Genomic DNA, 21,078 nt, shown 5'->3' on the forward strand with positions numbered 1-21,078 from the left:
CTCACTCGCTTCGCTCGTTCGCGGTGGCGGCGGCAGAATCGAGTCCGCCCTCCCCGAATTGAACGGGGGACAAGCCGATCTACAGTCGGCTGCTCTACCAGGCTGAGCTAAGGGCGGCCCATCGTCTACTCGCCCGGTGGCGGACTTAAGGATTCTCATTCGTCGGGAGTTCGTCACGCCGAACCATGCTCCCGTCGGGGGGTTTATCGCACCCGAACGAACCCGGCGGACACGGACGACGAGCACGAACGGTACCCTCCGGTGCCGTCGGAACCGAACGGCCGACCAGCACCGTCACTACGGGACGTAACCTGGTCGGCAACTGGAACGCTCTTTTTTCCGAGATACCGTCGAATATCGGCGTATGGCAAACACGCCCCGCCGCTGGGTACTGGCACTGGCGCTCGTGATGGTGACGGCACCGGCGGCGGGTCCACTGGTCGCCGCCCAGGAGGGGGAGGACCGGTCGGAGCCGCCGGGGGTGACCGACGGGGAGCTGGACTCCTCGACGTCGTTGCTCCGGGCCCACACGTCGGCGCTCCTCGCGGACGGGTTCTCGGCGAACGGGTCGGCCAACGTGACGGTCTACCGGCGGGGCGTCCTCGTCGACGTCCACCGAACCGCGAACCGGTCCGTGGTGGTCGACGGTGCCGAGTACCGCCAGTCCCAGCAGACCGACGCGAAGGCTACCGTCGGGTCGGCCACCCGGGGGACGGAGTTCTGGGGGAACGACAGCGTCGAAGCCAGACAGCGGGTCGAGAACGGTCGGACGAGCTACGAGACAGGGGAGGGGAAGTCCAACGGTAGCCTCTCGGCGGCGTTCCTCATGCGGCCGTACCTCCGCTCGGCCACCTACACGGTGACCGACACCGGAACCGCGAACGGGAGCAGTTCGTCCGGCGAACCCATCGGCGGCGAGATGCGCTACACCCTCACCGCGACCGAACTGGAGAACGCGACCCACATCGAGACCCAGCTTCCCAACGGCGCGTCCGACCCCCGCAACTTCAGCGCGACCGTCGTCGTTGACGAGGACGGGCGCATCCACGAGTTCGACGCCACCCTCGACTACACGATCAAGGGCAGCGACCGGACCCACACGATTTCGTTCGACCTCCAGGAACTCGGCGTCTCGTCGGTCTCCCGACCATCGTGGGTCGGCGAGGCCCTGGGGGAGACCGGCACTACAACCGGAACGTGACGGGGACGTGACGTGGACGACATCGCTGCTCCGTGCGTGCGGTAACTACGCCGGAGACGGCCATAGCCGGGGCATGGAAGAGTCGGGGGCGGACGATGCTGACGCGTTGCCACGGCGACCGACCGCGAGGACGACGACCCCGTCGTTCACGTAGACGGGGCGGTAGCGGTCGTCGGCCACGAGGCCCCCGATCCGGCCGGGTGGCGGGCGGTACACGACGCCGTTGACCGTGTACGGCTCAGTGGGGACGTACAGGTAGTCGGGCTCGATCCCGTTCGCCCGGAGCTGTTTGGTGATACACGCGGCGGTGGGACAGTGGGAGATCCGTCGCTGGAGGCTGAACTGACGGGTGAACTCGTCGGCGCCGCGCCACTCGACGCCCCAGTGGCTCGTCAGGATGGTCCGGTTCGCGAGGTAGGGGAACCACTCGGCGGCGTCGCCGAGGACGACGAACTCGGCGTCCGGGCCGGTGGTCCGCTCGAGGGCCTCCATCGCCTCGACGTCCGACTCGTCGACGTACTGCGGCTGGCTCGGGTTCCCGGGGTGCGTCTGGATCGCCCCTGCGGCGTAGAGGCCGCCGATTGCGGTGCTGGTGACCGCGAGGAGGACGGCCACGGCGACCCCGATCTGCTCCGGGCGCACGCGGTCCGGCCTCTGCACGTTGCCCAGCCTGTCGAGGAGTCGCGGGAGGCCGTGGGTGGTCGCGAACGCCGTCACCACCGCGCCGAGGAGGAACGCGAACCGTCCCTTCCACAGCGTCGCGCCGATCACGAGGAACCAGCCCGGCAGGAGTACTCCTCGTGCGAGGAGCGTGTACGCGAAGGCCGCGATAACGAGCGCCAGCCAGACCCAGAGGACGAACTGGCCTGCCGGCGAGCCGGTCCCCGAACCGAGGGTGCTGAAGAGGACGGAGGCGACTCCACGCCCGGAGAGCAGGTCGACGAGCCGGCCGCCGATCCCGCCGTGCGTGCCCGCGGCCGCAGTGAACGGCCCAAGGCCGTGGGTGGTCGCGACCGTGACCAGCCAGGGGGACGCGAGCCCGACCCCGCCCCCGGCGACGATCGCCCCGTCCCGGAGCCCTCCCACCGTCCGGTCGAGGGCGACGTACAGCCAGAGGTAGCTGAGACCGAACGCGGCCGCGTACAGGGGGTGCGTGAGCATCGTGAGCCCGAACAGCCCCGCGGCGGGCCACAGCCACGACCGGGTTCGCTCCCCGAACAGCAGAACACCCGCGTAGAGACCGGTCAGCAGGAACAGGTAGGCCGGCGCCCGAACCACGCCGCCCGCGGACAGGTGCCACTGGAGTACCGGCGGCGACGTGGCTGCCAGCACCGTCGCCAGCGCCGCCTGCATGCGGGTGTCGAGCAGCGCCCGCGAGAGGAAGTAGGTCGGGACGACGGCGAGCGTCGAGACGAGCCCGGGGAGCACGCGCGCCAGCGTCAGCCCGTCGACCCCCGTCGCGTCCTGGACGACTGCGAGCGCGTAGATCGCCAGCGGCGGATAGGCGAACGGGACGCCGTCCGCCGTGTAGCCCGGAACCGTCTCGGGCGGCAGGTAGCCGTGGCTGCTGACGGCCGCCGCCATCGCGTGGAAGAGACCGGCGCCGTAGGACGGCAACGGGTGCGTCGAGAGGTAGGCCGCGTACACCAGCGCGCTCGCGGCTACTCCCGGGAGGAGGAAGACGGCGTCGGCGGTGGTGACGGCGACGTCGCGCTCGGTCGATGCCCGGAGATCTCCTATCGTGGCCATCGAACCTCGGTCCTGGAAACACCCTCGGGACGTGCGGGACCCGAACTGGGGGTTCGGGCGTACTGGGAGCGACTCGTCGATCGGGCGAGGCTGTGTCGGATCATTCGTACCGAAGCGCGTCGATCGGGTCAGTGCTGGCGGCGCTCCACGCGGGGTAGAGGCCGGCGAGGATGCCGACGACGATTCCGACGACGATGGAGAGGACGAACCACTCCGGGCGGAAGGCGAGCGGGAGGTTGATGAGTCGGGTGCCGACGTACCCGCCCAGCGCACCCGCGATCGCGCCGGTGACGGCCCCGATGAGTCCGAGCAGGACGGCCTCCAGGAGGAACAGCTGGAGGATGTCCCGCTTCTGGGCGCCGAGCGCCTTCATGATCCCGATCTCGCGGGTCCGTTCCGTGACGCTCACGAGCATGATGTTGGCGATGCCGATGGCGCCGACGACGAGCGAGATGACCGCGATGCCGGTGATGTAGGCGGTGAACGTGCTGCTGATGTCCTGGATCTGGTTGACGAGCTGGTCGTACGTGGTGACCCCGAACTGGGCGTCGGCCGGTTTCAGGATGCTGGCGTCGGACTGTTCACCGAGGTACTGGTGGATCCGTCCCTGGACGGCCTCCACCTGCCCCGGGCTCTCCGCCTCGACGACGATCTGGTTGTAGACGCGCTGGCGGATGTCCTGTGTCGGGCTGACCCTCGTGTTGGCGTAGTAGGGGTCCGGCGGCGCGTAGATGGCCGGCTGGGGTTCCCGACCGATGAACGACTCGGTGGCGCCGCCCTCGTTCGACTGTTCCCGGACGATGCCGACGACTGTCGCGTTCAACGGCTCGTTGTTCACGGCCCGGACGAACGTGATCCGGTCGCCGACGGAGACGTTCTCCTGGAACATCTGCGCGGCGCGCTCGTTGAGGACGACCTCCTCCTGACCAGTTCGGTAGGGACGGCCCTCGATGAACCTGAACCCCTTCATGGCGAAGTAGTTCGGCGTCGTGACCGAGACCCACTGGCGGGAGACGGAGGAGTTCTCGTGGGTTACAGACGACGAGACGATGCCCCCCTGCGGGGCGACACCGGCGACGCCATCGATTTCGCGTATCCGCTCGACGTCGTGGGTGGTGAAGACGGTCTCCCCGCCGCTGACGCTGGGGAGACCACTGTCGGATCCGGATTCCGCCGAGACGTAGAGGATGTCCGCGTTGTCGCCGGCGATCGTCTGGACGATGTCCGCCTGCAGGCCCGCGCCAAGCGTCACGAACGTGATGACCGCGGCGACGCCGATGACGACGCCGAGGGTGGTCAGAACGGACCGGAGCTTGTGGCTCCGGATGTTGAGCCAGCTGATACGGAACGTCTCTACGAAGTCCATCGGTAATCGGCCTCCGTCCCCCCTCCGTCCTCGTCGGGCGAGGCGTCGGCGAGTTCCTCGATGCGCTCCAGTTCGCCGTCGAGGAGGTGGACGATGCGCTCCGCGTGTTCCGCGATGGGTCGCTCGTGGGTCACGAGGACGATGGTGTTGCCCGCCTCGTGGAGCTCCTCGAACACGCCCATGATGCGGGCGCCCGTCTCGGAGTCGAGGCTCCCCGTCGGCTCGTCGGCCAGTAACAGCGCGGGATCGTTGGCGAGCGAGCGGGCGATGGCGACCCGCTGGCGTTGACCGCCGGAGAGTTCGTTCGGGTGGTGGTCGCCGCGGTCGGACATGTCCATCCGTTCCAGCAGTTCTCTCGCCCGCTCCCGCCGCTGGGCGCGCGGGACGCCCTTGAACACCAGCGGCAGCGCGACGTTCTGGATCGCCGTGAGCTTCGGCATCAGGTTGAACTGCTGGAAGACGAAGCCCACCTTGTCGCGCCGGACCGTCGTGCGCTTGGCGTCGTCGAGGGTGGTGACGTCGACGCCGTCGACGTGGACGGTTCCCGTGGTCGGCCGGTCGAGGCAGCCGACGAGGTTCAGCAGGGTGCTCTTGCCCGAGCCGCTGGGCCCCATGATCGCGGTGTACGAGCCCCGCTGGAGGTCGAGGGAGACGCCGTTGAGCACCGGCACCGGTTCGCCGAGCTCGTAGACCTTGTGGACGTCCCTGACGGAGACGATGGCGTCTCCCTCCTCGCCGTTTCTCATCGTCGTAAGCACCACAACTTGTAAACGTCCTTCGATAACCGGCGTGCCTGCACACGCCAGCAGCGTAATCGGCAAGCCAAAAACCGCCACCAGTAAGCGTATCTTACCGGGCGTGACGGGTGGCGTCACGGGGCATCGAATTCCTGAAAGCCGACCCGAGCGGACGGACGAACGAACTCCCGGTTACCTCCCGTTCGCCCCGCCGAACCACGCTCCCGTCGGGGGATTTATCGCGTCCCGCCCACACCCGACCGACATGGACGACGACGGCAGACAGGCCACGTTCGGGGCCGACGGCGACCTCTCCGACCGCGACCCCGACGCCGACGCCACGAACGACTTCGGCGACCCGAAGGGCTCCGACGAGACCGACGGCGGCTACAACCGCTACGCGGTCTCGAGCCTGCTCCAGAAGGCCGTCCGTCGCTCGGACGAGGAGGTCGCCGCCTGGGCAGCCTGGGAGCTCGCGCGGTCGGGGTTCGCGTGGAACCTCTGGGACCGGCTGACGCTCTACACCGTCGAGGACCTCCGCGCGGGCGAGGACGTCGCGCTGCTCGTCGAACGATACGAGGAACTCGCGACCGAGCGCTGGGAGCCGGCCGAGTGGCGCGGACGACTCTGCGCGATCCACGCCGCGCTCGCGTGCGCCCGTGCCACGTCGACGCGCGAAGGCCCCAACGCCGACGAGTACTTCCGGACCGTCGCGGAGGAGCGTGCTGAGGCACGGGACGCCGGTGAGGACCCGACTCACGACTTCCCGGTCGGCGAGTTCGAGCCTGGCGGCGAGTACGACGTCGCCTTCGACAAGCACACCGGCGAGGGGTCGCGGCTCGGCCGCGGGACGCGCTTCTTCAAGGACCACGGCGCCCGTGTGGGGCCGGAAGGGGAGGGTGAACTGAGCGCCGAGTGGCAGCGTGAACTCATGCGGTCGCACGACGTGGAGTTCTCCGAAGAGGAGATCGAGTACGCAGTCGCGCCCGTCGAGGCGGACGACCGGTGGACGGAACCCGACTTCGGGTCGGACACCGGGACCGAGGAGTAGCCCGTCCGGTCACTCGACCGTCCGCTCGCGCACCCGGACACCCTTCTCCGCGAGGTGGTTCATCTGTCGCTGGGCGAAGTCCTCCTCGCTCGTTCCCCGCGTCGCGAGGACGTACACGAGCGCCGAGCCGGCGGGCCGCATCGTCCGCCCGGCGCGCTGGGCGCCCTGCCGACGGCTCCCGCCCAGCCCGGAGGCGACGATCGCGAGTTCGGCGTTCGGCAGGTCGATGCCCTCGTCGGCGATGCGCGAGACGACGAGCGTCCGGCGCTCTCCCTGGCGGAACTCCTCGAACAGCGTCCGCCGGTCCATGTGGCGCGTCTCGCCGGAGACGAACGTGACCCCGAGCGCCTCGGCGATCGCCTCGCCCTGCGCGAGGTAGTCGGCGAAGACGAGCGCCTTCGCGTCGGCGTGTTGCTCCCGCAGGCGTCGGATCTCCCCGATCTTCGCGGGGTTCCGCGCGGCGACCCGGTGTTTCTCCCGTCGGTCCGCGCTCGCCCACTCGTTCTGCGCCTCTTCGTCGCGCCACGGGACGTAGCGGATCTCGACCTCCGGCTCCTGGACGTAGCCCGCGTCGAACAGCGCGCTCCAGTCGGTGCCGATGGGCGGGCCGATGAGCGTGAATATCTCCTCCTCCCGGTCGTCCTCGCGCACGGGCGTCGCGGAGAGGCCGAGCCGGTGTTTGGTCTGGAGGTCCGTGGTCCGGCGGAACACGTCCGACGGGATGTGCTGGACCTCGTCGTAGACGACGAGTCCCCACTCGCGCGAGTCGAACAGCGAGCGGTGGCGGTCCATCCCAGCGGTCTGGTAGGTGGCGATCGTGACCGGTCGGACCTCCTTCGCGCCGCCGTGGTACTCGCCGATCTGCTCCGCCGTCAGGTCGGTGTGCCGGAGGAGCTCCGCCTTCCACTGTCCCGCGAGTTCGCGGGAGGGCACCAGAATCAGGCTCTCGCCGCCGACCGCAGCGAGGACCGAGATGGCAGCCACCGTCTTCCCACTCCCCGGCGGCCCGACGAACACGCCGGCCCGCTTCTCCAGGAACCGGTCCCGCCAGTCGGCCTGGTACGCCCGGGGCTCCACTGTGAGCGCCACGTCGAGCGGGTCGCCGGAGTCGAGGTCACGCTCGTCGCGGACCGGGTAGCCGGCCTCGTAGAGGATCCGCTTGATGGCGCCGAGTTCGTTCGTGTTCACCCACGACTCCGTGTCGGAGAGGTCCGCCTGGAGGTGCGTCTCGTCGAGTTTCTGGCGGGCCACGTTCCCCATCAGCTCCTCGCGCTCGGCCGCGAGCACGACGTACCCGTCCTCGTGCGTCCGGAGGGTGAACTGGCGCGCGCGCTTCCACTGATCCTCGACCCAGGCCTCGAGGTGGGGCGACCGGCGGGGGAACACCGACCGCATCCGTGCGAGCAACTCCGAGAGGTCGTCGAACGGGGCGGCCCACACGTCCTCCTGGCGGATCTCGTAGAGGTATCCCCGGGTTCCGGGGTCGGTCCCCGTGGAGTCGACGAGGTGGGCGAACTGCGAGAGCTGCGCCTGGGTGTACTGGGTCGGCCGGTCCACCACGACCTGCCGCCGGTCAGGGAACAGCACGACGCGCTCGCGCTCGGCCAGTTCGCCCCAGGTGGCGGGGTAGTAGACGATCGGGTCCGTCTCGACGTCGACCCGTTCGAGGACCCCAGACTCCGCGAGCGCGTCGAGCGCGTCCCCGGTCGCGGCCTGGGTCAGTCCGAGCCGGCGGGCGACCTGCGAGGCCGTGAGGACGGGTCGCTCCTCGGCCTCGACCGCGTCGTAGAACTCGTCGACGGTGACGCCCTCGGCCCCCCTCTCGACGGCGTCGCCCGTCGGTGGAGGCTCGTCGCCGCCGGCATCGTCGGTCATCGGCGAGCGTAGCACCCGCCGCTGTAAAGGAGTCGCGTTCTCCGGGCGCGTCCCGGAGTCACCCGAACGAGTTGCGCCCGGTTACCGACAGCGACACTCGCACAGTGCGCGTTTCGACCGGAAGCGGCCGCCGCAGTCGACACACTCGACGAAGCCGTCGCCGGCGGCGGTTCGGACGCGGTGGCCGCCGATCTCGAAGGGGCGGGTGACGACCCGGGGACGGATGCGACCAGGGATCTGTCGCTCCTTGTGCGAGGAGAGGTCCGCCCGGAGCCGGATGGTGTGCGCGTCGAGTTCGGACCACCGATCGGACTCGGCCACCGTCTCCCAGTCTGCGATCTCCGTCCATCCGGTGACGAGCACCGGCGAGGGCGTCTCCGTGTCGCCGACGACGATGACGTACCTGACGCCCTCGTCCACGAGTGCGAAGCGCCAGCCGTCGCTGCTGTTCCAGCGGAGCTGGCCGCTCCGGATCGCTTCCGCGGCCAGGGGGAGCGTCACGTACCGCCCCTGCTGGCGGAGTCGCTGGCGGAAGTGGTCCGTCTGCGCGTAGGCTGTCGGGTCGCGTGAGGGGGGCGCAGAAACGTCACGGCCCCCTGCGTCCGGTCGCGAGCCACCGGGCACGCGGGGGGCGGTCGGGAGCGACACGCCGTCCGAGTTGGGGTCCGCCGCCCGGCCGGCGCCGGAGCCCCCTTGTCGGGATGCCACTGAGTCGCAATAGGCGGTCTTCGTATAAACGCTTTGTCCCGTTGTGCGCCGTCCTCAGCCCAGCAGGCCGAGGGCTTCGATGCGCTCGACGATCTCCTCGACCGCGCCCTCGGCGTCGTCGGTCCGCTTCCCGCCCGTGATGACGATCTTCCCCGAGCCGAACAGGAGGATGACCACGTCCGGTTCGTCCATCCGGTAGACCAGACCGGGGAACTGCTCGGGTTCGTACTCGACGTCCTCGAGCCCGAGCCCGATGGCGAGGGCGTTGAGGTTCAGCTGGTGACCGAGGTCGGCCGAGGAGACGATGTTCTGGACGGTGATATCGGGGTCCTCCTCGACCGGGATGGAGAGATCACGGAGCTTCTGGAAGATGATTCCCAGCGCGTCGTGCACGTCGGCGATGCTCTTTGCACCCGTACAGACGATCTTCCCCGAGCGGAAGATGAGCGCGGCCGCCTTCGGTTCCTGGGTCCGGTACACGAGACCGGGAAAGTTGTCGGGGTTAAAGTCGGCCCCGGGGAGGTCCTCCGCCAGCGCTTCGAGGTCGAGTTCCTGCCCGATACCCGTCGATGCGACCACGTTCTGGATTTCGATTGAGTCTGCCGGGTCCGTCATGCGTCGTCGTTCCTCGTCTCTGCTTATAAACCATGGGTTTATAAAGACGGGTGTCTGCCTCCCGTGCTCGCGCGTTCAATCACCTCCGAGACCGGTTCTCGAGGCAAAGCGAGGGCTACCTCCGCCGTGTAGGGTGAACAGGCCGACGAGGCGGAAATCCGTTCGAACCGACGAATATCCATAATTTTAAGCCAACGGTCGGCTATTGAAGGTCGAATGGGTTCAAGCGAACACGCCGCCTGCGCCCCGCGTGTACACGCCGAGGACCGCGGACTGCGGGAGGCAGCCGTCGCCGCGGGCGGGACGCACGTCGCGCTTCTCGAGGCCACGACGGTGGACGAGTGGCACCGATCCCTCTCGGGAACGCCCCAGGGGCGGTGCCACTACGTCAGCGTCGACGACACGGTCCGCGGTGCGACCGCGTCGTCCGGTGGGGGCGGTCGAGCCGTCGGCGGCGGCGTGTTCGTCTCGGTGCTCGAACGGCCAGTGACCGACCCGACGGCGCCGATCGAGGACGCGTTCGCGGACGCGTCCGGGGGCACGGTCGTCGTCGACGACCCGACGTTCGTCCTCGCCGACTCGGACGACCCCGAGGCCGCGATCGAGGACCTCGCGTCGGCCGCCGCTGCTGCCGGCGCGGAGCTCCACGTCGGCCTCCCGACGGACGTCGAGGCGGCTGCACTCGTCTCACGCCGGTTCGAGCCGGCGGACGACGAGACGGCCAGGGCGGCCGCGGAGGTCGGCCTCTCCTACCTGCGCGCGACCGACCCGACGAACTTCGGCTACCTCCGACAGCACTGGCGAGAGGCCAGGCGCGGGCTCGAGGCGGTAGAGATGTCCTACCCGCAGGCGAAGCAGGTCCACGCGACCCTCTCTGACCCCCGGACGACGCCGAGGACCCTCGGCGCGGCGCTCCGCGCGCTCGTGGAACTCGGCGCACTGGGCGTGTGGGGCGACACCGTCGCCGCGAACCGATACGACCTCACGGCCTACGATCCGGAACGCGTCGCGACGATCGGCGAGGCCATCGAGTCGCTGGCGGACTGAGTCGAACTACGGGTTCTCGGTCGACCGTACTTCGGGAGCGGACAGCGTGTGCGAGACGACGGTTCCGGGGGGGCGCATCGACACCGTTCCGATCGTCACCGTCTCGCCCGCCGACGCCGTCTCCGACAGACTTCGGAGCGTCTCCTCCTTGTCGAGTACGTCCCAGGTCACCTCCTCGATCCGCCGCTGGAACGCCTCGGGATCGGACCAGCCGGAGTCGATGTCGGCGGGGACGTGGACGACGAACCGGAACTCCTCCGCGGTAACGTGGATGCCGACGCCGAAGGTGTCCCCCCCGTCCGCGTCGTCCCGGTCACCGGGTTCCGCCCCACCCTGCTCACCTGCGCCGGCGTCGGGTGTCGGCTCCTCGTTCATGTGGAAGGGTTCGCGAGCGGCGGATAAAGCGACACCGGACCTGTCGGAACCGGCAAAAGAGTTATCATGTTCGGATGATAATTCCTCGTGCCCATCGTGCGCCGATGTCTGTGGGTTCGAACGGGTGCTCGATGGGCCACGGGTTCTCGGGAGTGGGGCAGCGACGACCCCGACCGTAGCCGGCGACCGTCGTGAGTGGGCACCACGAACGGTCGCCGTTCGTCGTCAGGAACCGCCGGGTACAAGGCTCAGCGCCGCAACTCCCGACCGTGCAGATCGAGTGTCGTTTCTTCGGACCGTTTCGGGAGGCCACTGGAACGGAGCGGACGCTACGCGAGACGGACGTCGGAACCGTCGGCGCGCTGCTCTCCGACCTCGAGGGCGAGTACCCCGAACTGGCCGGACGACTCGTCGGCGACGGGGAGCCTGCGGGTTCGACAGTCGTGACGAAGGAGAAGCGGGACGTCCGCCACCTCGACGGACTCGACACCGAACTGGAGGACGGCGACGTGATCCGACTCGTCCCCTCGGTGTACGGCGGGTAGCTCAGTCGTCCGCGATCGCCCGCGCGCCGACCGCCGTCTCGTCGATGGAGTCGAGCGCGTCGGCCGGCACGGTTCCGTCGTCGTTCCAGCCGCGCGCCTCGTAGTACTCCCCGATGGAGGCGTCGAGGTCCGGCACCTCGTCCTCGTACGGGAGCCGATCGGCCTCGACGTCCATCCCGCGCCGGTTGTTGAAGTGGCGCTCGCGGGCGACGATCCGGGCGCCGATCTCCAGCAGGTGTTCGTAGTCCGTCTCCAGCAGCGCGGCGAGTCGGTCGTTCGTGACGTAGTCGCCGGCGAACGCGCAGACGATCCCCGAGTCGCGGATGACGTTCCGGTTCTCCTCGTGGACGAGCCGTTCCGCCTTACCCAGGGTCCCCTCCGGGTCGAGTTCGCCCGAGTACTCGAGCCCCAGCATCCCGGCGTACATGTGGTCCCCGCCGCGGTTCGCCACCGCGTACGAGAGCCCCTGCCCGTGGAGCACGCGCCCGTCGTGGGCCGCGAACTCCATCCCCTTCACCGAGTAGTTGTTCACGCCGAGTTCCTCGTGCGCACGCGCGACGCCCTCCGCGAGCAGGTCGCCGACGCCCTCGCGGTAGGCGATCTTCTCTGTGACTTCCTGTGCCAGCTCCGCGTCGCCGAATGCGTCCTCGCTCTTGAGGTACGCCGCGACCGTGACGCCCGCGGAGATGGTGTCCATGCCGAGGTCGTCGCACAACTTGTTCGCCTTCATCACGTCGACGATGTCGCCGACGCCCTGGCAGGAGCCGAACGAGTAGACGGTCTCGAACTCCGGCCCCTCCGTCTCGACGCCCTCCGCCTCGTCGCGGGTGGGGAGCTTGCAGGCGTACGCGCACTGGGAACAGGCGCCCTTCTTGTACTTCTTCTCCTCAACGGCGTCGCCGCCGATGGCGGCGGCCGACTCGAACTCGTACTCGTCGAAGTAGCGCGTCGGCAGCGCGAAGTTGTCGTTGATGAACTCCGTCCCGCCGGTCGTCCCCTGCCGCTTCATCCGGTCGTCGCTGGTGGCCGCCTCCCGGTGGACGTCCATCGCCGGCGGGTTCGATATCTCGATCTCGGGGCTGGAGTCGCCCTCGAAGGTGACGCACTTGATGCCCTTCGAGCCGAGGACGGCGCCGAGGCCGCCACGGCCGAACGCGCGCGAGTCGAACGTCATCACCGACGCGAACCGGACGAGGTTCTCGCCCGCGGGGCCGATGGCGATGCAGTTCTCCGGGCCGAGGTCGCGGCGTTCCTCGACGTAGTCGGACGTCTCGGGGACGGTGGCGCCCTCCAGTTCGGGCACCGCCTCGAACTCGACCCCCTCGTCGGTGACGTGGACTGCGAGCAGGTCGTCCGACTGCCCGGTGAACTCGACGACCGAGTACCCCGTGTCGACGAAGTTGCGCGAGAGGTATCCCCCCGCGTTCGTCGACGCGAGGCCGTTGGTGAGCGGCGAGAGGCCGGTCATGCTCATCCGCCCGGTGAAGCTCATCCGACTCATCTGGAGCGGGCCGGTGGCGAGGTAGGCGCGGTTCTCCGGCCCGAACGGGTCGGCGTCGAACGGGATCCGCTCGTGGGCCAGCGCTGTCGCGGCCGCGCGCCCGCCGATGAATTCCTCGAGGGTGTCGGAGACGTCGGTCTCCTCGACGGTGCGCTCGGAGACGTCGACCGTCAGGAGCGGCCCTGTCGCGTGAAGCATAGGTGTCTGTTCAGCTACCGAGTAAAAACCGTGTTCCCTCCCTCGTCCGTTGCCGACTCCTTCGCGACGGGAAGCCCCGACCCCCCGATGCACCGACCCCCCGCCGCCTCGACGCTCAGATCGTGTCGTCCGGGTCGTGCTCGGCCGCCATCCGCGACGCCTCCTCCGCGTACCGTTCGCGGTCGTCCTCGTCGGTCACCGTGCCCAGTTCGTCGGTCGGCACCGTCAGCGACGCCCGCGTCGGGCGGTCGTCGGCGAAGCTCGTCAGGGCGCGCTCCTTTCGGACGTATCGGTCGCCGTCGGGCGTCGCGTACACGAGGATGATCAGGTTCAGTTCGTCGTCGCCGTAGGTGCGCTCGACGAGCCATACCCGACTCTCGTCGGCGATGGAGTCCGGTTCCGCGTCCATGGTGGGGGAAACGGCGCGCGCGAGGATAATGCTTCGGTGGAGGTTCGGCTCAGTCGTCGACCGCCGGCGTCGTGACCTCCCCGTCCTCGCCGACTCGACCCTCCTCCTCGGTGAGGTCGCCCCCGCGCCACGTCCCGCGCTGGTACCAGGCGTAGGCGATGAGGGCGCCGAGCGCGTTCGACACGGCGAACGACATCCAGATGCCGGTCTCGTCGAACGCCGCGAACGGGAGGAACGACGGCGGCCGCACCGCGAAGTAGGCGATCGGGAGGCGGATGAGCCCGAGCATCGTGACGGAGATGGCCGCCGCGGTGAGCGTTTTGCTCGCGCCGCGGAAGCTCCCCGTGTACGCCCGCATCACGCCGATGAACCCGAAGCTGGGCGCGACCCAGCGCAGGAAATCCTCCGTGACCGCGACGACGACCGGGTCGTCGGTGAACACGGACGCGATCGGCGCGGCGGCGATCCAGGTGACCACGCCGACGCCCGTGAGCACGATCAGCATCACCTTCGCCGCGAGCCGCGCGGCCTCGGCCGCGCGGTCCGGCTTGCCGGCGCCGATGTTCTGGCCGGTCATCGTCTCGACCCCGCGTGCCACCGCGATCGCCGGGAGGAAGATGACGGAGAACACCCGGACGCCGATCCCATAGCCCGCGACGACGGTCGTCGGGAAGAACGCGACGATGACGAGCATCAGGTTCACGGAGAGCGAGCGGCCGGTCCCCTCGATCGACGCGGGCACGCCGAGCCTGGCGATCCGCCGGGCGTATGTGAAGTCCGGCGCCATGTCGCGGAGGTTGATCTCGACACCGCGAACGCCCTGGAACATGATGGCGAGGCCGACCACGAGCGCGATCGACCGGGAGAAGATGGTCGCGTACGCCGCACCGGCGACGCCGGATCCGGTGTAGCCGGTGGCGGCGAGCAGGCTCGCCTCCAGCCCCCGCGCACCGAGCATGCCGAACAGGGGGTTGTTCTCGAAGCCGAAGATGAGGAACGGGTCGATGACGATGTTGAGCACGACCGTCCCCAGCATCACCAGCATCGGCGTGATCGTGTCGCCGTACCCGCGCATGAGCGCGACGAACACGAAGAAGCCGAACATGAACACGAGCCCCTGCGCGATGATCTCCATGTAGTCGGTCGCCAGCGGGAGCACCTCCTCCGAGGCGCCAAGCAGCGCGAGGAAGTCGCCGACGAAGAGGTAGCCGATCCCGCCGAGAACGAGCGACGCGATGATGGCGAACGTGACCGTCTGAGAGGCGGCGTACTCGGCCTCGCGCTCCTCGTTGGCGCCCGTGTGCTGGGCGACGAGGACGCTCCCGGCGACCGAGATGCCCATCCCGAGCGAGATGAGCAGGAACACCATCGGGAAGGCGAACGAGATGGCCGCCAGCGCCTCGGTGCTGTACTGGCCCAGCCAGAACGTGTCCGCCAGGTTGTAGGCGGTCTGGAGGAGGTTCGTGATGACGATGGGCAGCGAGAGGTACAACAGCGGCTTCCCGATGTCGCCCGACGTCAGGTCGAACTCATCGCGGCCCTTGAACACCGTCGAGAGGCGGTCGCGCAGGCTCACTCGGGCACCTCCGGGTCGGCGTCGAAGGTGGCGTCCGCCCCGTCGACAAGCAGATCCGTGATGTAGTTGACGAGGCGCTCGCGCATCGCGGGCACGTCCTCGCCGACCGCGGCCGAGCGCGTCCACGTCCCGTGGATGTACGTGACGACGAGCCCCGCCACCTCGTCCGGGTCGGTGTCGGCGCGGAACTCTCCCGCCTCGACGCCGGCAGCCACGAGGTCGTGGACCTCGCAGCGGAGCCCCTCGTCCATCTCGCGAAGGACCTCGCGGTAGCCGTCGCGGAACGGCGCCTGTGCCTTGATCTCCATGTACGCCGTGTTGAACTGCTGGTCCGGGCCGTCCTCCGAGGTGCCGAGCACCGTCCGGACGAGCGCGACGAGGCGCTCGGCGGACGTGTCGCCGGCCGGGTCGGCGGTGCGCTCGGCGAAGTCGTCGCGGAGGTACTCCAGGAACCGCAGGAGGAGGTCCTCCTTGCCCTCGAAGTGGTAGTGGAGGGCGGCCTTGCTCTTGTCCGTCTCGTCGGCGATGTCCTGCATGGTGAGGTCGGCGTACCCGTGCTCGCAGAGCGCCCGGTACGTCGCCTCCATGAACGCCGTCTCGGTGTCGTGTTCCTGATTCTCCTGATTCATCGTGGTGGAGGGAAATCCGACCGTGAAGCCGGCTCTACCGTAACCTGACTGGCCAGTCAGTCAAGCCTTTCGATTGCAGCGAACCGGGGGGTCGAAATGCACCGATTCGGGCAGGGCTCGTGGCCGGGCGCCCGAGTAGGTTCGGGGTACCCTCACCCCCTGCGGCCGTCGCGTCGGGTCGCCACCGGCTATATAAGCCCGCCCTGTGGCTCCCCACCATGGAGCCGAAACGGTTCCTCTTCTGCTCGCTGGACGCCGCCCTCATCGGCGACGTCGCCCGGCGGGTGTACGAGGAGGGCCACGACGTGCGGTACTACATCGAGGCGGAGAGCGACCGCGAGATCGCAGACGGCTTTGTCCACAAGACGGACGACTGGCGCGCCGAGTCGGACTGGGCCGACGTGATCGTCTTCGACGACATCTGGGTCGGCTCCGATATCGGGACGGGTCGACTGGCACAGGATCTCCGCGCGGATGGGCACGCCGTCGTCGGCGGGACGCCGAACACCGACCTGCTGGAGGAGGACCGGGGGTACGCGATGGACGTCCTCGAGGAGCACGGGGTGACCACGCTCGAACACCGCGAGTTCTCCGACTTCGGCGCCGCCATCGAACACGTCAGGGAGCACCCGGCACCCTACGTCATCAAACCGCTGGGCGAGGTGCAGAACGTCAAGCGCCTGGTGTACGTCGGGCGCGAGGCCGACGGGAGCGACGTGGTCGACGTGCTGGAGGCGTACGAGAAGGCGTGGGGCCACCGGATGAAGGGGTTCCAGCTCCAGCGCCGCGCCGAGGGCGTCGAGGTGGCGGTCTGCGGCTTCTTCGACGGCGAGTCGTTCGTCGACCGGATCAACTTCAACTTCGAGCACAAGCGGCTCTTCCCGGGGAACATCGGCCCCTCGACCGGCGAGATGGGAACCTCGATGTTCTGGGCGGGGCGGAACGAACTGTTCTCCCGAACGCTCGGGAAGCTGGAGGGCTGGCTGGCCGACGAGGGGTACGTCGGCAGCATCGACCTCAACTGCATCGTCGACGAGACGGGCATCTACCCGCTGGAGTTCACCCCGCGGTTCGGCTACCCGACCATCACGCTCCAGGAGGAGTCGTTCGAGTCGCCGACGGGCGAGTTCCTCTACGACCTCGCGCACGGGAACGATCCGGACCTTCGGGTCCACCAGGGGTACCAGGTCGGCGTCCGGGTGGTCCTCCCGCCGTTCCCGTTCGACGACGGGAAGACGTACGACGAGAACTCGCGCAACGCCGCCGTGGTCTTCGAGACCGACTCGCGCGAGGGGATCCACATCGAGGACGCGAAGTGCGTGTCGGTGGGCGAGGGCGGACCGGGGAGCGAGGAGCCGTGCGACCCGAGCGCGAACGACGACGGCCAGTGGCGCGCCGCCGGCGAGTCCGGGATGCCGCTGGTGGTCACCGGCAAGGGGACCACGATGCGGGAGGCGAGGGAGCAGGCGTACGGCCGGATCGACGACATCGTCATCCCGAACCTCTACTACCGCGACGACATCGGCGAGCGGTGGATCGAGGGTGAGGGCGACAAACTCCTCGCGTGGGGCTACCTCGGACCCGCCTGAACGCGGAACGGCGGACGGTCACACGGGGTTCGGTCAGCCCCGAGGGGGGCGAGGGCCGTGGTACCGCGACTCGCGGAAGGGTTATCCCTTCGGCCCCTCTCAGTTCGGTTGCAATGGCGAAAGGCAAGGTTGATTTCTTCAACGACACGGGCGGTTACGGTTTCATTTCCACCGAGGACGCGGACGACGACGTTTTCTTCCACATGGAAGATGTCGGCGGCGAGGACCTCACGGAAGGACAGGAGATCGAGTTCGACATCGAGCAGGCCCCCAAGGGCCCGCGCGCGACGAACGTCGAGCGCCTGTAAGGACACTCGCAGTCGCCGACAGGCGACGACCGAGCACCACACGACTTCACGATTTTAGGGACGCCGACCGAACAGCGGCGACTCCGACGCTGTAGGCAGGGTCGATACCCGACTGCTTCAGATCCTGAGCAGCGCGAACGGCCCGCCGAGCGCCATCGCCAGGCCGACGAGGCCGAAGACGACCGCGACGACGCGGAGGAGCGTCACCTGCGCGTCGGTCGGCTCGATCGTCGCCAGGCTCCCGTCGGGGGACCGGATCCGCCGCGCGGAGAGTTCGCGCGGCTTCCACGCCATCGCGAACGCGACGACTGCGAACAGGAGGCCGAAGAGGCGGAACAGCCCGAACCCGGGACCGAACTGGAGGGGGATCACGGGCGGGGGTTGGTTCGGACGTAGATGAACGCCACGGTATCGCCGCCGAATCCCCTTTCCAACTGGCGACCCGACGTCCGCGTGTATGAGCAAGACACCCGACGCCGGCGCTGCCGGCACGTTCGACCTCGACGGGGAGACGACCGTGAACCGAATGGGATTCGGCGCGATGCGGCTCTGCGGCGAGGGCATCATCGGCCGCCCCGACGACGAGGACGAAGCACGCGAGGTCGTCGGGCACGCGCTCGACCTGGGCGTCGACTTCGTCGACACCGCGGACTCCTACGGCCCCGGCGTCTCCGAGCGCCTCCTCCGGGAGGCCGGCGCGCCCGAGGACGCCGTCGTCGCGACGAAGGCGGGGCTGCTCCGCGACGATAGCGGGGAGTGGAAACCCCACGCCGACCCCGACTACGTCAGGAACCAGGTGCTCGTCAGCAAGGACCGCCTCGGCGTGGACACCATCGACCTCTACCAGCTCCACCGGCCCGACCCGGACACCCCGTTCGCCGACAGCGTCGCGGCGTTCGCGGAGCTGAAGGACGAGGGACACGTCTCGCACGTCGGCCTCTCGAACGTCTCCGTCGAACAACTGGACGAGGCGAGAGAGCAGGTCGACGTCGCGACCGTCCAGAACGACTACAACGTGGCGAACCGCGAGCACGAGGACGTGCTCGAGGCCTGCGAGGACGCGGGCGTCGGGTTCATCCCCTACTTCCCGCTCGCCGCGGGCGACCTCGGCGACGCCGCCGCCCCCCTCGCCGAGATCGCCGACGAACACGACGCCACCGAGCGCCAGGTCGCGCTCGCCTGGCTGCTCGGCCGGTCGGACGTGACGCTCCCGATCCCGGGCACGTCGAGCGTCGACCACCTCAAGGAGAACGTCGGCGCGGCCGAACTCGAACTGTCCGACGACGAACTCGCGCGCCTCACGGACGCGGCCTGATCAGGCCGCGCGCCAGCTCCGGAGGTCCCGCGCGACCAGGACCGACACCAGCACGAGCGCGACGACGGACCCGAGGACCGTCACGGGGGACCACTCGAGCACGAGACCGTACAGCAGCGCCAGCATGGCGACGACGCCCACGACGAGCACGACCAGATAGCGAATCAACCAGTCCTCCGCCGCTCTCTCGCCCATTGTCGTCCGGAACTCCAACGGGGTCCGTAAAAAGACCGTCGTCATCCCGTCGCTATGGGGCGGAGAGGAGTCCCACGAGTCCCGGGGCGAACGCCCAGCCCACCAGCGCCGCCGCGAGCGCGCCACCGACTAGGTCGGCGCGACCCGGCCGGAGGTCCGGGCGCGTCGGGTCCCAGGAGAGGCATCGGGCGCGCATCGCGACGGCGAGCCTGTCGGCACGGCCGAGCGCGCGACCGAGTCCGGCCGCCGCGACGAGCCGAACTCGATCCCGGAGGGGTCGTTCGGTGCCGAGGCGTGCGCTACTGGCCTCTCGTGCGCGGGCGACGTCCGCCTGCAGGAGGGGCAGGAACCGGAAGACGAGCCCGACCCCCAGGGCGGCCAGCCGTCCGACCCGCCCTGGAATCGCCCAGGCGACGGCGGCCTCGGAGTGGCGCACCGGCGTCGTTCTCACGTAGGTGAGCGCGAGCGCCAGCAGGAGCAGGGTCCGATAGCTCGCCAGCGCGGGTGCGACGGCGTCCCCAAGGTCGAGCCACGGCGACCCGAACCGAGCCGCCTCGATGATCGGTCCGGCGGCCAGGAACGGCACGACCACGCGGACCTCGCGGAACGCCGTTCGCGGTCGGAGCCCGGCGGCCCCGAGTACGCCGAGCACGAGGACCGTGAGCACGAGCAGTCCGAGAGGCGTCGTATGCACGAACGCCGCGGCGACGAACGCGACCTGGACCCCGAGCTTCGTCCGGGGGTCGAGCCGGTGGACGAGCGTCTCGCCGGAGGCGTAGGCGAGCATCAATCCGGGACGCGGACCGGGAGGTCCGCGAGCGCGTCGCGCACCTCGGCGGGCGGGCCGTCGACGGTGACCCGGCCGTTCGAGAGCACGACGAGTCTGTCCGCGCGGTCGAACACGTCGCGGAGGTCGTGGGTGACGACGACGACGCCCGTTCCTCCGGCCCGGAGGTCGTCGAGGCGCGAGAGGACGGAACGACGGGCCGGTTCGTCCAGCCCCGTGAACGGCTCGTCGAGCACGAGGTGGTTGGGGTGCATCGCGAGCGCACCGGCGATGGCGACTCGCTCGCGCTCGCCGCCGGAGAGCCGGTCGACGCGCTCGTCCTCGCGGCCCGACAGCCCGACCGCCTCCAGCGCGTCCGCGACGCGGGCGTCGATCTCGGCACGCGGGAGCCCCAGGTTCTCCGGGCCGAACGCCACGTCCGCGCCGACGGTCGCCGCGACGAACGAGTCGCGAGGGTCCTGGAACACCATCCCCACGGCGGTTCGGGCGGCGACGAGGTCCGAGCCCACGGCCGTCCCGTCCACGACGACCTCGCCCTCGTCGGGCGCGAGGAGGCCGTTGAAGTGCCGGACGAGCGTCGTCTTCCCCGAGCCGTTGGCGCCGGCGAGGACGAGGAACTCGCCGTCCGGGATCGACAGGGAGACGTCGTCGAGCGCGACCGCGCCGCCGTAGCGGTGGGTCACACCGCGGACCGAGATCATCTACCGGGCGACCACGGCGTCGCTCCGGACGACGCCGATCGTCGCGGCCATCTTGACGAGTTCGGCCGGGACGAACGGGACGGCGGCCGCGAGGAGCGCCGTGACGAGCCCCACGTCGCCGACGACGGCGTACCCTACTGTGCCGAACGTGTAGACGACGAGCGTGGCCGCAACCATCCCGCCGACGAGGCGGGGGAGTCCGACCTCGGCGGGATCGACGAGGTCGCCGACGCCGTGGGCCGCGAGGCCGACGACGCCCGCAGCGAACGGGTACGACCAGAGGTAGCCACCCCACTGGCCGAACAGTACCCCGACGCCGGCGGCGCCGTAGGCGAACACCGGCGCACCGACGACGCCGGCGAGGATGTACAGCACCATCGAGGACGCCCCCCAGACGGGGCCGAGAAACGCGCCGGCGAGGAAGACGCCGAGCACCTGCAGCGTGAACGGGACCGACGTCACCGGAAGCTGGAACGACACGTACGCGAACACGCCCGTGAGCGCCGCGAACAGCGCCGCGCGGGCGAGGTTGCCAACGACCGCGTCGCCGACGAGGTCGACCTGCCGAGTGTCCGTGCTCATCGTCCGCTCGTAAACCGAG

At 69.4% G+C, this 21,078-nt stretch carries 23 protein-coding genes and 1 tRNA gene; 7 read left to right on the forward strand and 17 right to left on the reverse strand.

Annotation, left to right across the window (positions count from 1 at the left end; genetic code table 11):
* Nucleotides 1-43: 43 nt before the first annotated feature.
* Nucleotides 44-117 (reverse strand) — tRNA-Tyr (locus tag HUG10_RS04115).
* Between the two features lie 247 nt (nt 118-364).
* Between HUG10_RS04115 and HUG10_RS04120 the strand changes: the two genes are divergently transcribed.
* Nucleotides 365-1,201 (forward strand): hypothetical protein, encoded by an 837-nt coding sequence (locus HUG10_RS04120; protein WP_179168353.1) that lies wholly within the window; start codon nt 365-367, stop codon nt 1,199-1,201.
* A 45-nt stretch (nt 1,202-1,246) separates the two neighbouring features.
* Here the strand turns inward: HUG10_RS04120 and HUG10_RS04125 are convergent, their stop codons facing one another.
* From HUG10_RS04125 to HUG10_RS04135, 3 genes are all read right to left on the reverse strand, one after another.
* Nucleotides 1,247-2,950: a hypothetical protein gene (locus tag HUG10_RS04125; RefSeq protein ID WP_179168354.1), complete on the reverse strand. Its 1,704-nt coding sequence runs from the start codon at nt 2,948-2,950 to the stop codon at nt 1,247-1,249.
* Between the two features lie 100 nt (nt 2,951-3,050).
* Nucleotides 3,051-4,316: an ABC transporter permease gene (locus HUG10_RS04130; RefSeq protein ID WP_179168355.1), complete on the reverse strand. Its 1,266-nt coding sequence runs from the start codon at nt 4,314-4,316 to the stop codon at nt 3,051-3,053.
* Complete coding sequence (locus tag HUG10_RS04135) at nt 4,304-5,062, reverse strand: ABC transporter ATP-binding protein (protein WP_246310211.1); 759 nt, start codon at nt 5,060-5,062, stop codon at nt 4,304-4,306. The genes HUG10_RS04130 and HUG10_RS04135 overlap by 13 nt, the downstream gene beginning before the upstream one ends.
* Nucleotides 5,063-5,318: 256 nt before the next feature.
* Between HUG10_RS04135 and HUG10_RS04140 the strand changes: the two genes are divergently transcribed.
* A complete protein-coding gene (locus HUG10_RS04140) occupies nt 5,319-6,104 on the forward strand; it encodes a hypothetical protein (RefSeq protein WP_179168356.1) in 786 nt (261 codons plus the stop codon).
* A 9-nt stretch (nt 6,105-6,113) separates the two neighbouring features.
* Here the strand turns inward: HUG10_RS04140 and HUG10_RS04145 are convergent, their stop codons facing one another.
* The 3 genes from HUG10_RS04145 to HUG10_RS04155 all read right to left on the reverse strand — a co-directional run bounded on the left by HUG10_RS04145 (nt 6,114) and on the right by HUG10_RS04155 (nt 9,302).
* The gene (locus HUG10_RS04145) at nt 6,114-7,979 is read right to left on the reverse strand and encodes a DEAD/DEAH box helicase family protein (protein WP_179168357.1); all 1,866 of its coding nucleotides are present in this window, start codon (nt 7,977-7,979) and stop codon (nt 6,114-6,116) included.
* 81 nt (nt 7,980-8,060) lie between these two features.
* Complete coding sequence (locus HUG10_RS04150) at nt 8,061-8,687, reverse strand: hypothetical protein (RefSeq protein ID WP_394354982.1); 627 nt, start codon at nt 8,685-8,687, stop codon at nt 8,061-8,063.
* A gap of 54 nt (nt 8,688-8,741) precedes the next feature.
* A complete protein-coding gene (locus HUG10_RS04155) occupies nt 8,742-9,302 on the reverse strand; it encodes a TATA-box-binding protein (protein WP_179168358.1) in 561 nt (186 codons plus the stop codon).
* Between the two features lie 216 nt (nt 9,303-9,518).
* Here HUG10_RS04155 and HUG10_RS04160 point away from each other — a divergent pair, with 216 nt between their 5' ends.
* Nucleotides 9,519-10,349 (forward strand): hypothetical protein, encoded by an 831-nt coding sequence (locus HUG10_RS04160; protein WP_179168359.1) that lies wholly within the window; start codon nt 9,519-9,521, stop codon nt 10,347-10,349.
* A 6-nt stretch (nt 10,350-10,355) separates the two neighbouring features.
* Here the strand turns inward: HUG10_RS04160 and HUG10_RS04165 are convergent, their stop codons facing one another.
* The gene (locus HUG10_RS04165) at nt 10,356-10,724 is read right to left on the reverse strand and encodes a hypothetical protein (protein ID WP_246310212.1); all 369 of its coding nucleotides are present in this window, start codon (nt 10,722-10,724) and stop codon (nt 10,356-10,358) included.
* 269 nt (nt 10,725-10,993) lie between these two features.
* Between HUG10_RS04165 and HUG10_RS04170 the strand changes: the two genes are divergently transcribed.
* Nucleotides 10,994-11,269 (forward strand): MoaD/ThiS family protein, encoded by a 276-nt coding sequence (locus tag HUG10_RS04170; RefSeq protein WP_179168360.1) that lies wholly within the window; start codon nt 10,994-10,996, stop codon nt 11,267-11,269.
* Between the two features lies 1 nt (nt 11,270).
* Here HUG10_RS04170 and HUG10_RS04175 read toward each other — a convergent pair whose 3' ends face one another.
* The 4 genes from HUG10_RS04175 to HUG10_RS04190 all read right to left on the reverse strand — a co-directional run bounded on the left by HUG10_RS04175 (nt 11,271) and on the right by HUG10_RS04190 (nt 15,582).
* On the reverse strand, nt 11,271-12,968 hold the full coding sequence (locus HUG10_RS04175) for an aldehyde ferredoxin oxidoreductase C-terminal domain-containing protein (RefSeq protein ID WP_179168361.1): 1,698 nt from the start codon (nt 12,966-12,968) through the stop codon (nt 11,271-11,273).
* A 115-nt stretch (nt 12,969-13,083) separates the two neighbouring features.
* Nucleotides 13,084-13,377 (reverse strand): hypothetical protein, encoded by a 294-nt coding sequence (locus tag HUG10_RS04180; RefSeq protein ID WP_179168362.1) that lies wholly within the window; start codon nt 13,375-13,377, stop codon nt 13,084-13,086.
* Between the two features lie 49 nt (nt 13,378-13,426).
* On the reverse strand, nt 13,427-14,953 hold the full coding sequence (locus tag HUG10_RS04185) for an MATE family efflux transporter (protein ID WP_179168363.1): 1,527 nt from the start codon (nt 14,951-14,953) through the stop codon (nt 13,427-13,429).
* Nucleotides 14,950-15,582 (reverse strand): TetR/AcrR family transcriptional regulator, encoded by a 633-nt coding sequence (locus HUG10_RS04190; RefSeq protein WP_179168364.1) that lies wholly within the window; start codon nt 15,580-15,582, stop codon nt 14,950-14,952. The genes HUG10_RS04185 and HUG10_RS04190 overlap by 4 nt, the downstream gene beginning before the upstream one ends.
* A 218-nt stretch (nt 15,583-15,800) precedes the next feature.
* Between HUG10_RS04190 and HUG10_RS04195 the strand changes: the two genes are divergently transcribed.
* Nucleotides 15,801-17,171, forward strand: a complete 1,371-nt coding sequence (locus tag HUG10_RS04195; RefSeq protein ID WP_179168365.1) for a phosphoribosylamine--glycine ligase — start codon at nt 15,801-15,803, stop codon at nt 17,169-17,171.
* Nucleotides 17,172-17,284: 113 nt separating this feature from the next.
* Nucleotides 17,285-17,479, forward strand: a complete 195-nt coding sequence (locus HUG10_RS04200; RefSeq protein ID WP_179168366.1) for a cold-shock protein — start codon at nt 17,285-17,287, stop codon at nt 17,477-17,479.
* A gap of 117 nt (nt 17,480-17,596) precedes the next feature.
* On the opposite strand, the gene HUG10_RS04205 is transcribed toward HUG10_RS04200, so the two are convergent.
* Nucleotides 17,597-17,851, reverse strand: a complete 255-nt coding sequence (locus HUG10_RS04205) for a hypothetical protein (RefSeq protein WP_246310213.1) — start codon at nt 17,849-17,851, stop codon at nt 17,597-17,599.
* Nucleotides 17,852-17,936: 85 nt separating this feature from the next.
* Between HUG10_RS04205 and HUG10_RS04210 the strand changes: the two genes are divergently transcribed.
* Nucleotides 17,937-18,794 (forward strand): aldo/keto reductase, encoded by an 858-nt coding sequence (locus HUG10_RS04210; protein WP_179168367.1) that lies wholly within the window; start codon nt 17,937-17,939, stop codon nt 18,792-18,794.
* On the opposite strand, the gene HUG10_RS04215 is transcribed toward HUG10_RS04210, so the two are convergent.
* Genes HUG10_RS04215 through HUG10_RS04230 form a run of 4 tightly spaced genes read right to left on the reverse strand, consistent with a single transcriptional unit; the run spans nt 18,795 to nt 21,059 of the window.
* On the reverse strand, nt 18,795-18,989 hold the full coding sequence (locus HUG10_RS04215) for a hypothetical protein (RefSeq protein WP_179168368.1): 195 nt from the start codon (nt 18,987-18,989) through the stop codon (nt 18,795-18,797).
* Nucleotides 18,990-19,041: 52 nt separating this feature from the next.
* Nucleotides 19,042-19,776: an energy-coupling factor transporter transmembrane component T family protein gene (locus HUG10_RS04220; protein WP_179168369.1), complete on the reverse strand. Its 735-nt coding sequence runs from the start codon at nt 19,774-19,776 to the stop codon at nt 19,042-19,044.
* Entirely contained in the window at nt 19,776-20,477 is a 702-nt protein-coding gene (locus HUG10_RS04225; protein ID WP_179168370.1) for an energy-coupling factor ABC transporter ATP-binding protein, read from the reverse strand. Before HUG10_RS04225 ends, HUG10_RS04220 begins: the two co-directional genes overlap by 1 nt.
* Nucleotides 20,478-21,059, reverse strand: coding sequence for a biotin transporter BioY (locus HUG10_RS04230; protein ID WP_179168371.1), 582 nt, complete (start codon nt 21,057-21,059; stop codon nt 20,478-20,480).
* Nucleotides 21,060-21,078: the final 19 nt, after the last annotated feature.

This window comes from Halorarum halophilum (genome assembly GCF_013401515.1).
In the GTDB taxonomy this organism is placed as follows: Archaea; Halobacteriota; Halobacteria; order Halobacteriales; family Haloferacaceae; genus Halorarum; species Halorarum halophilum.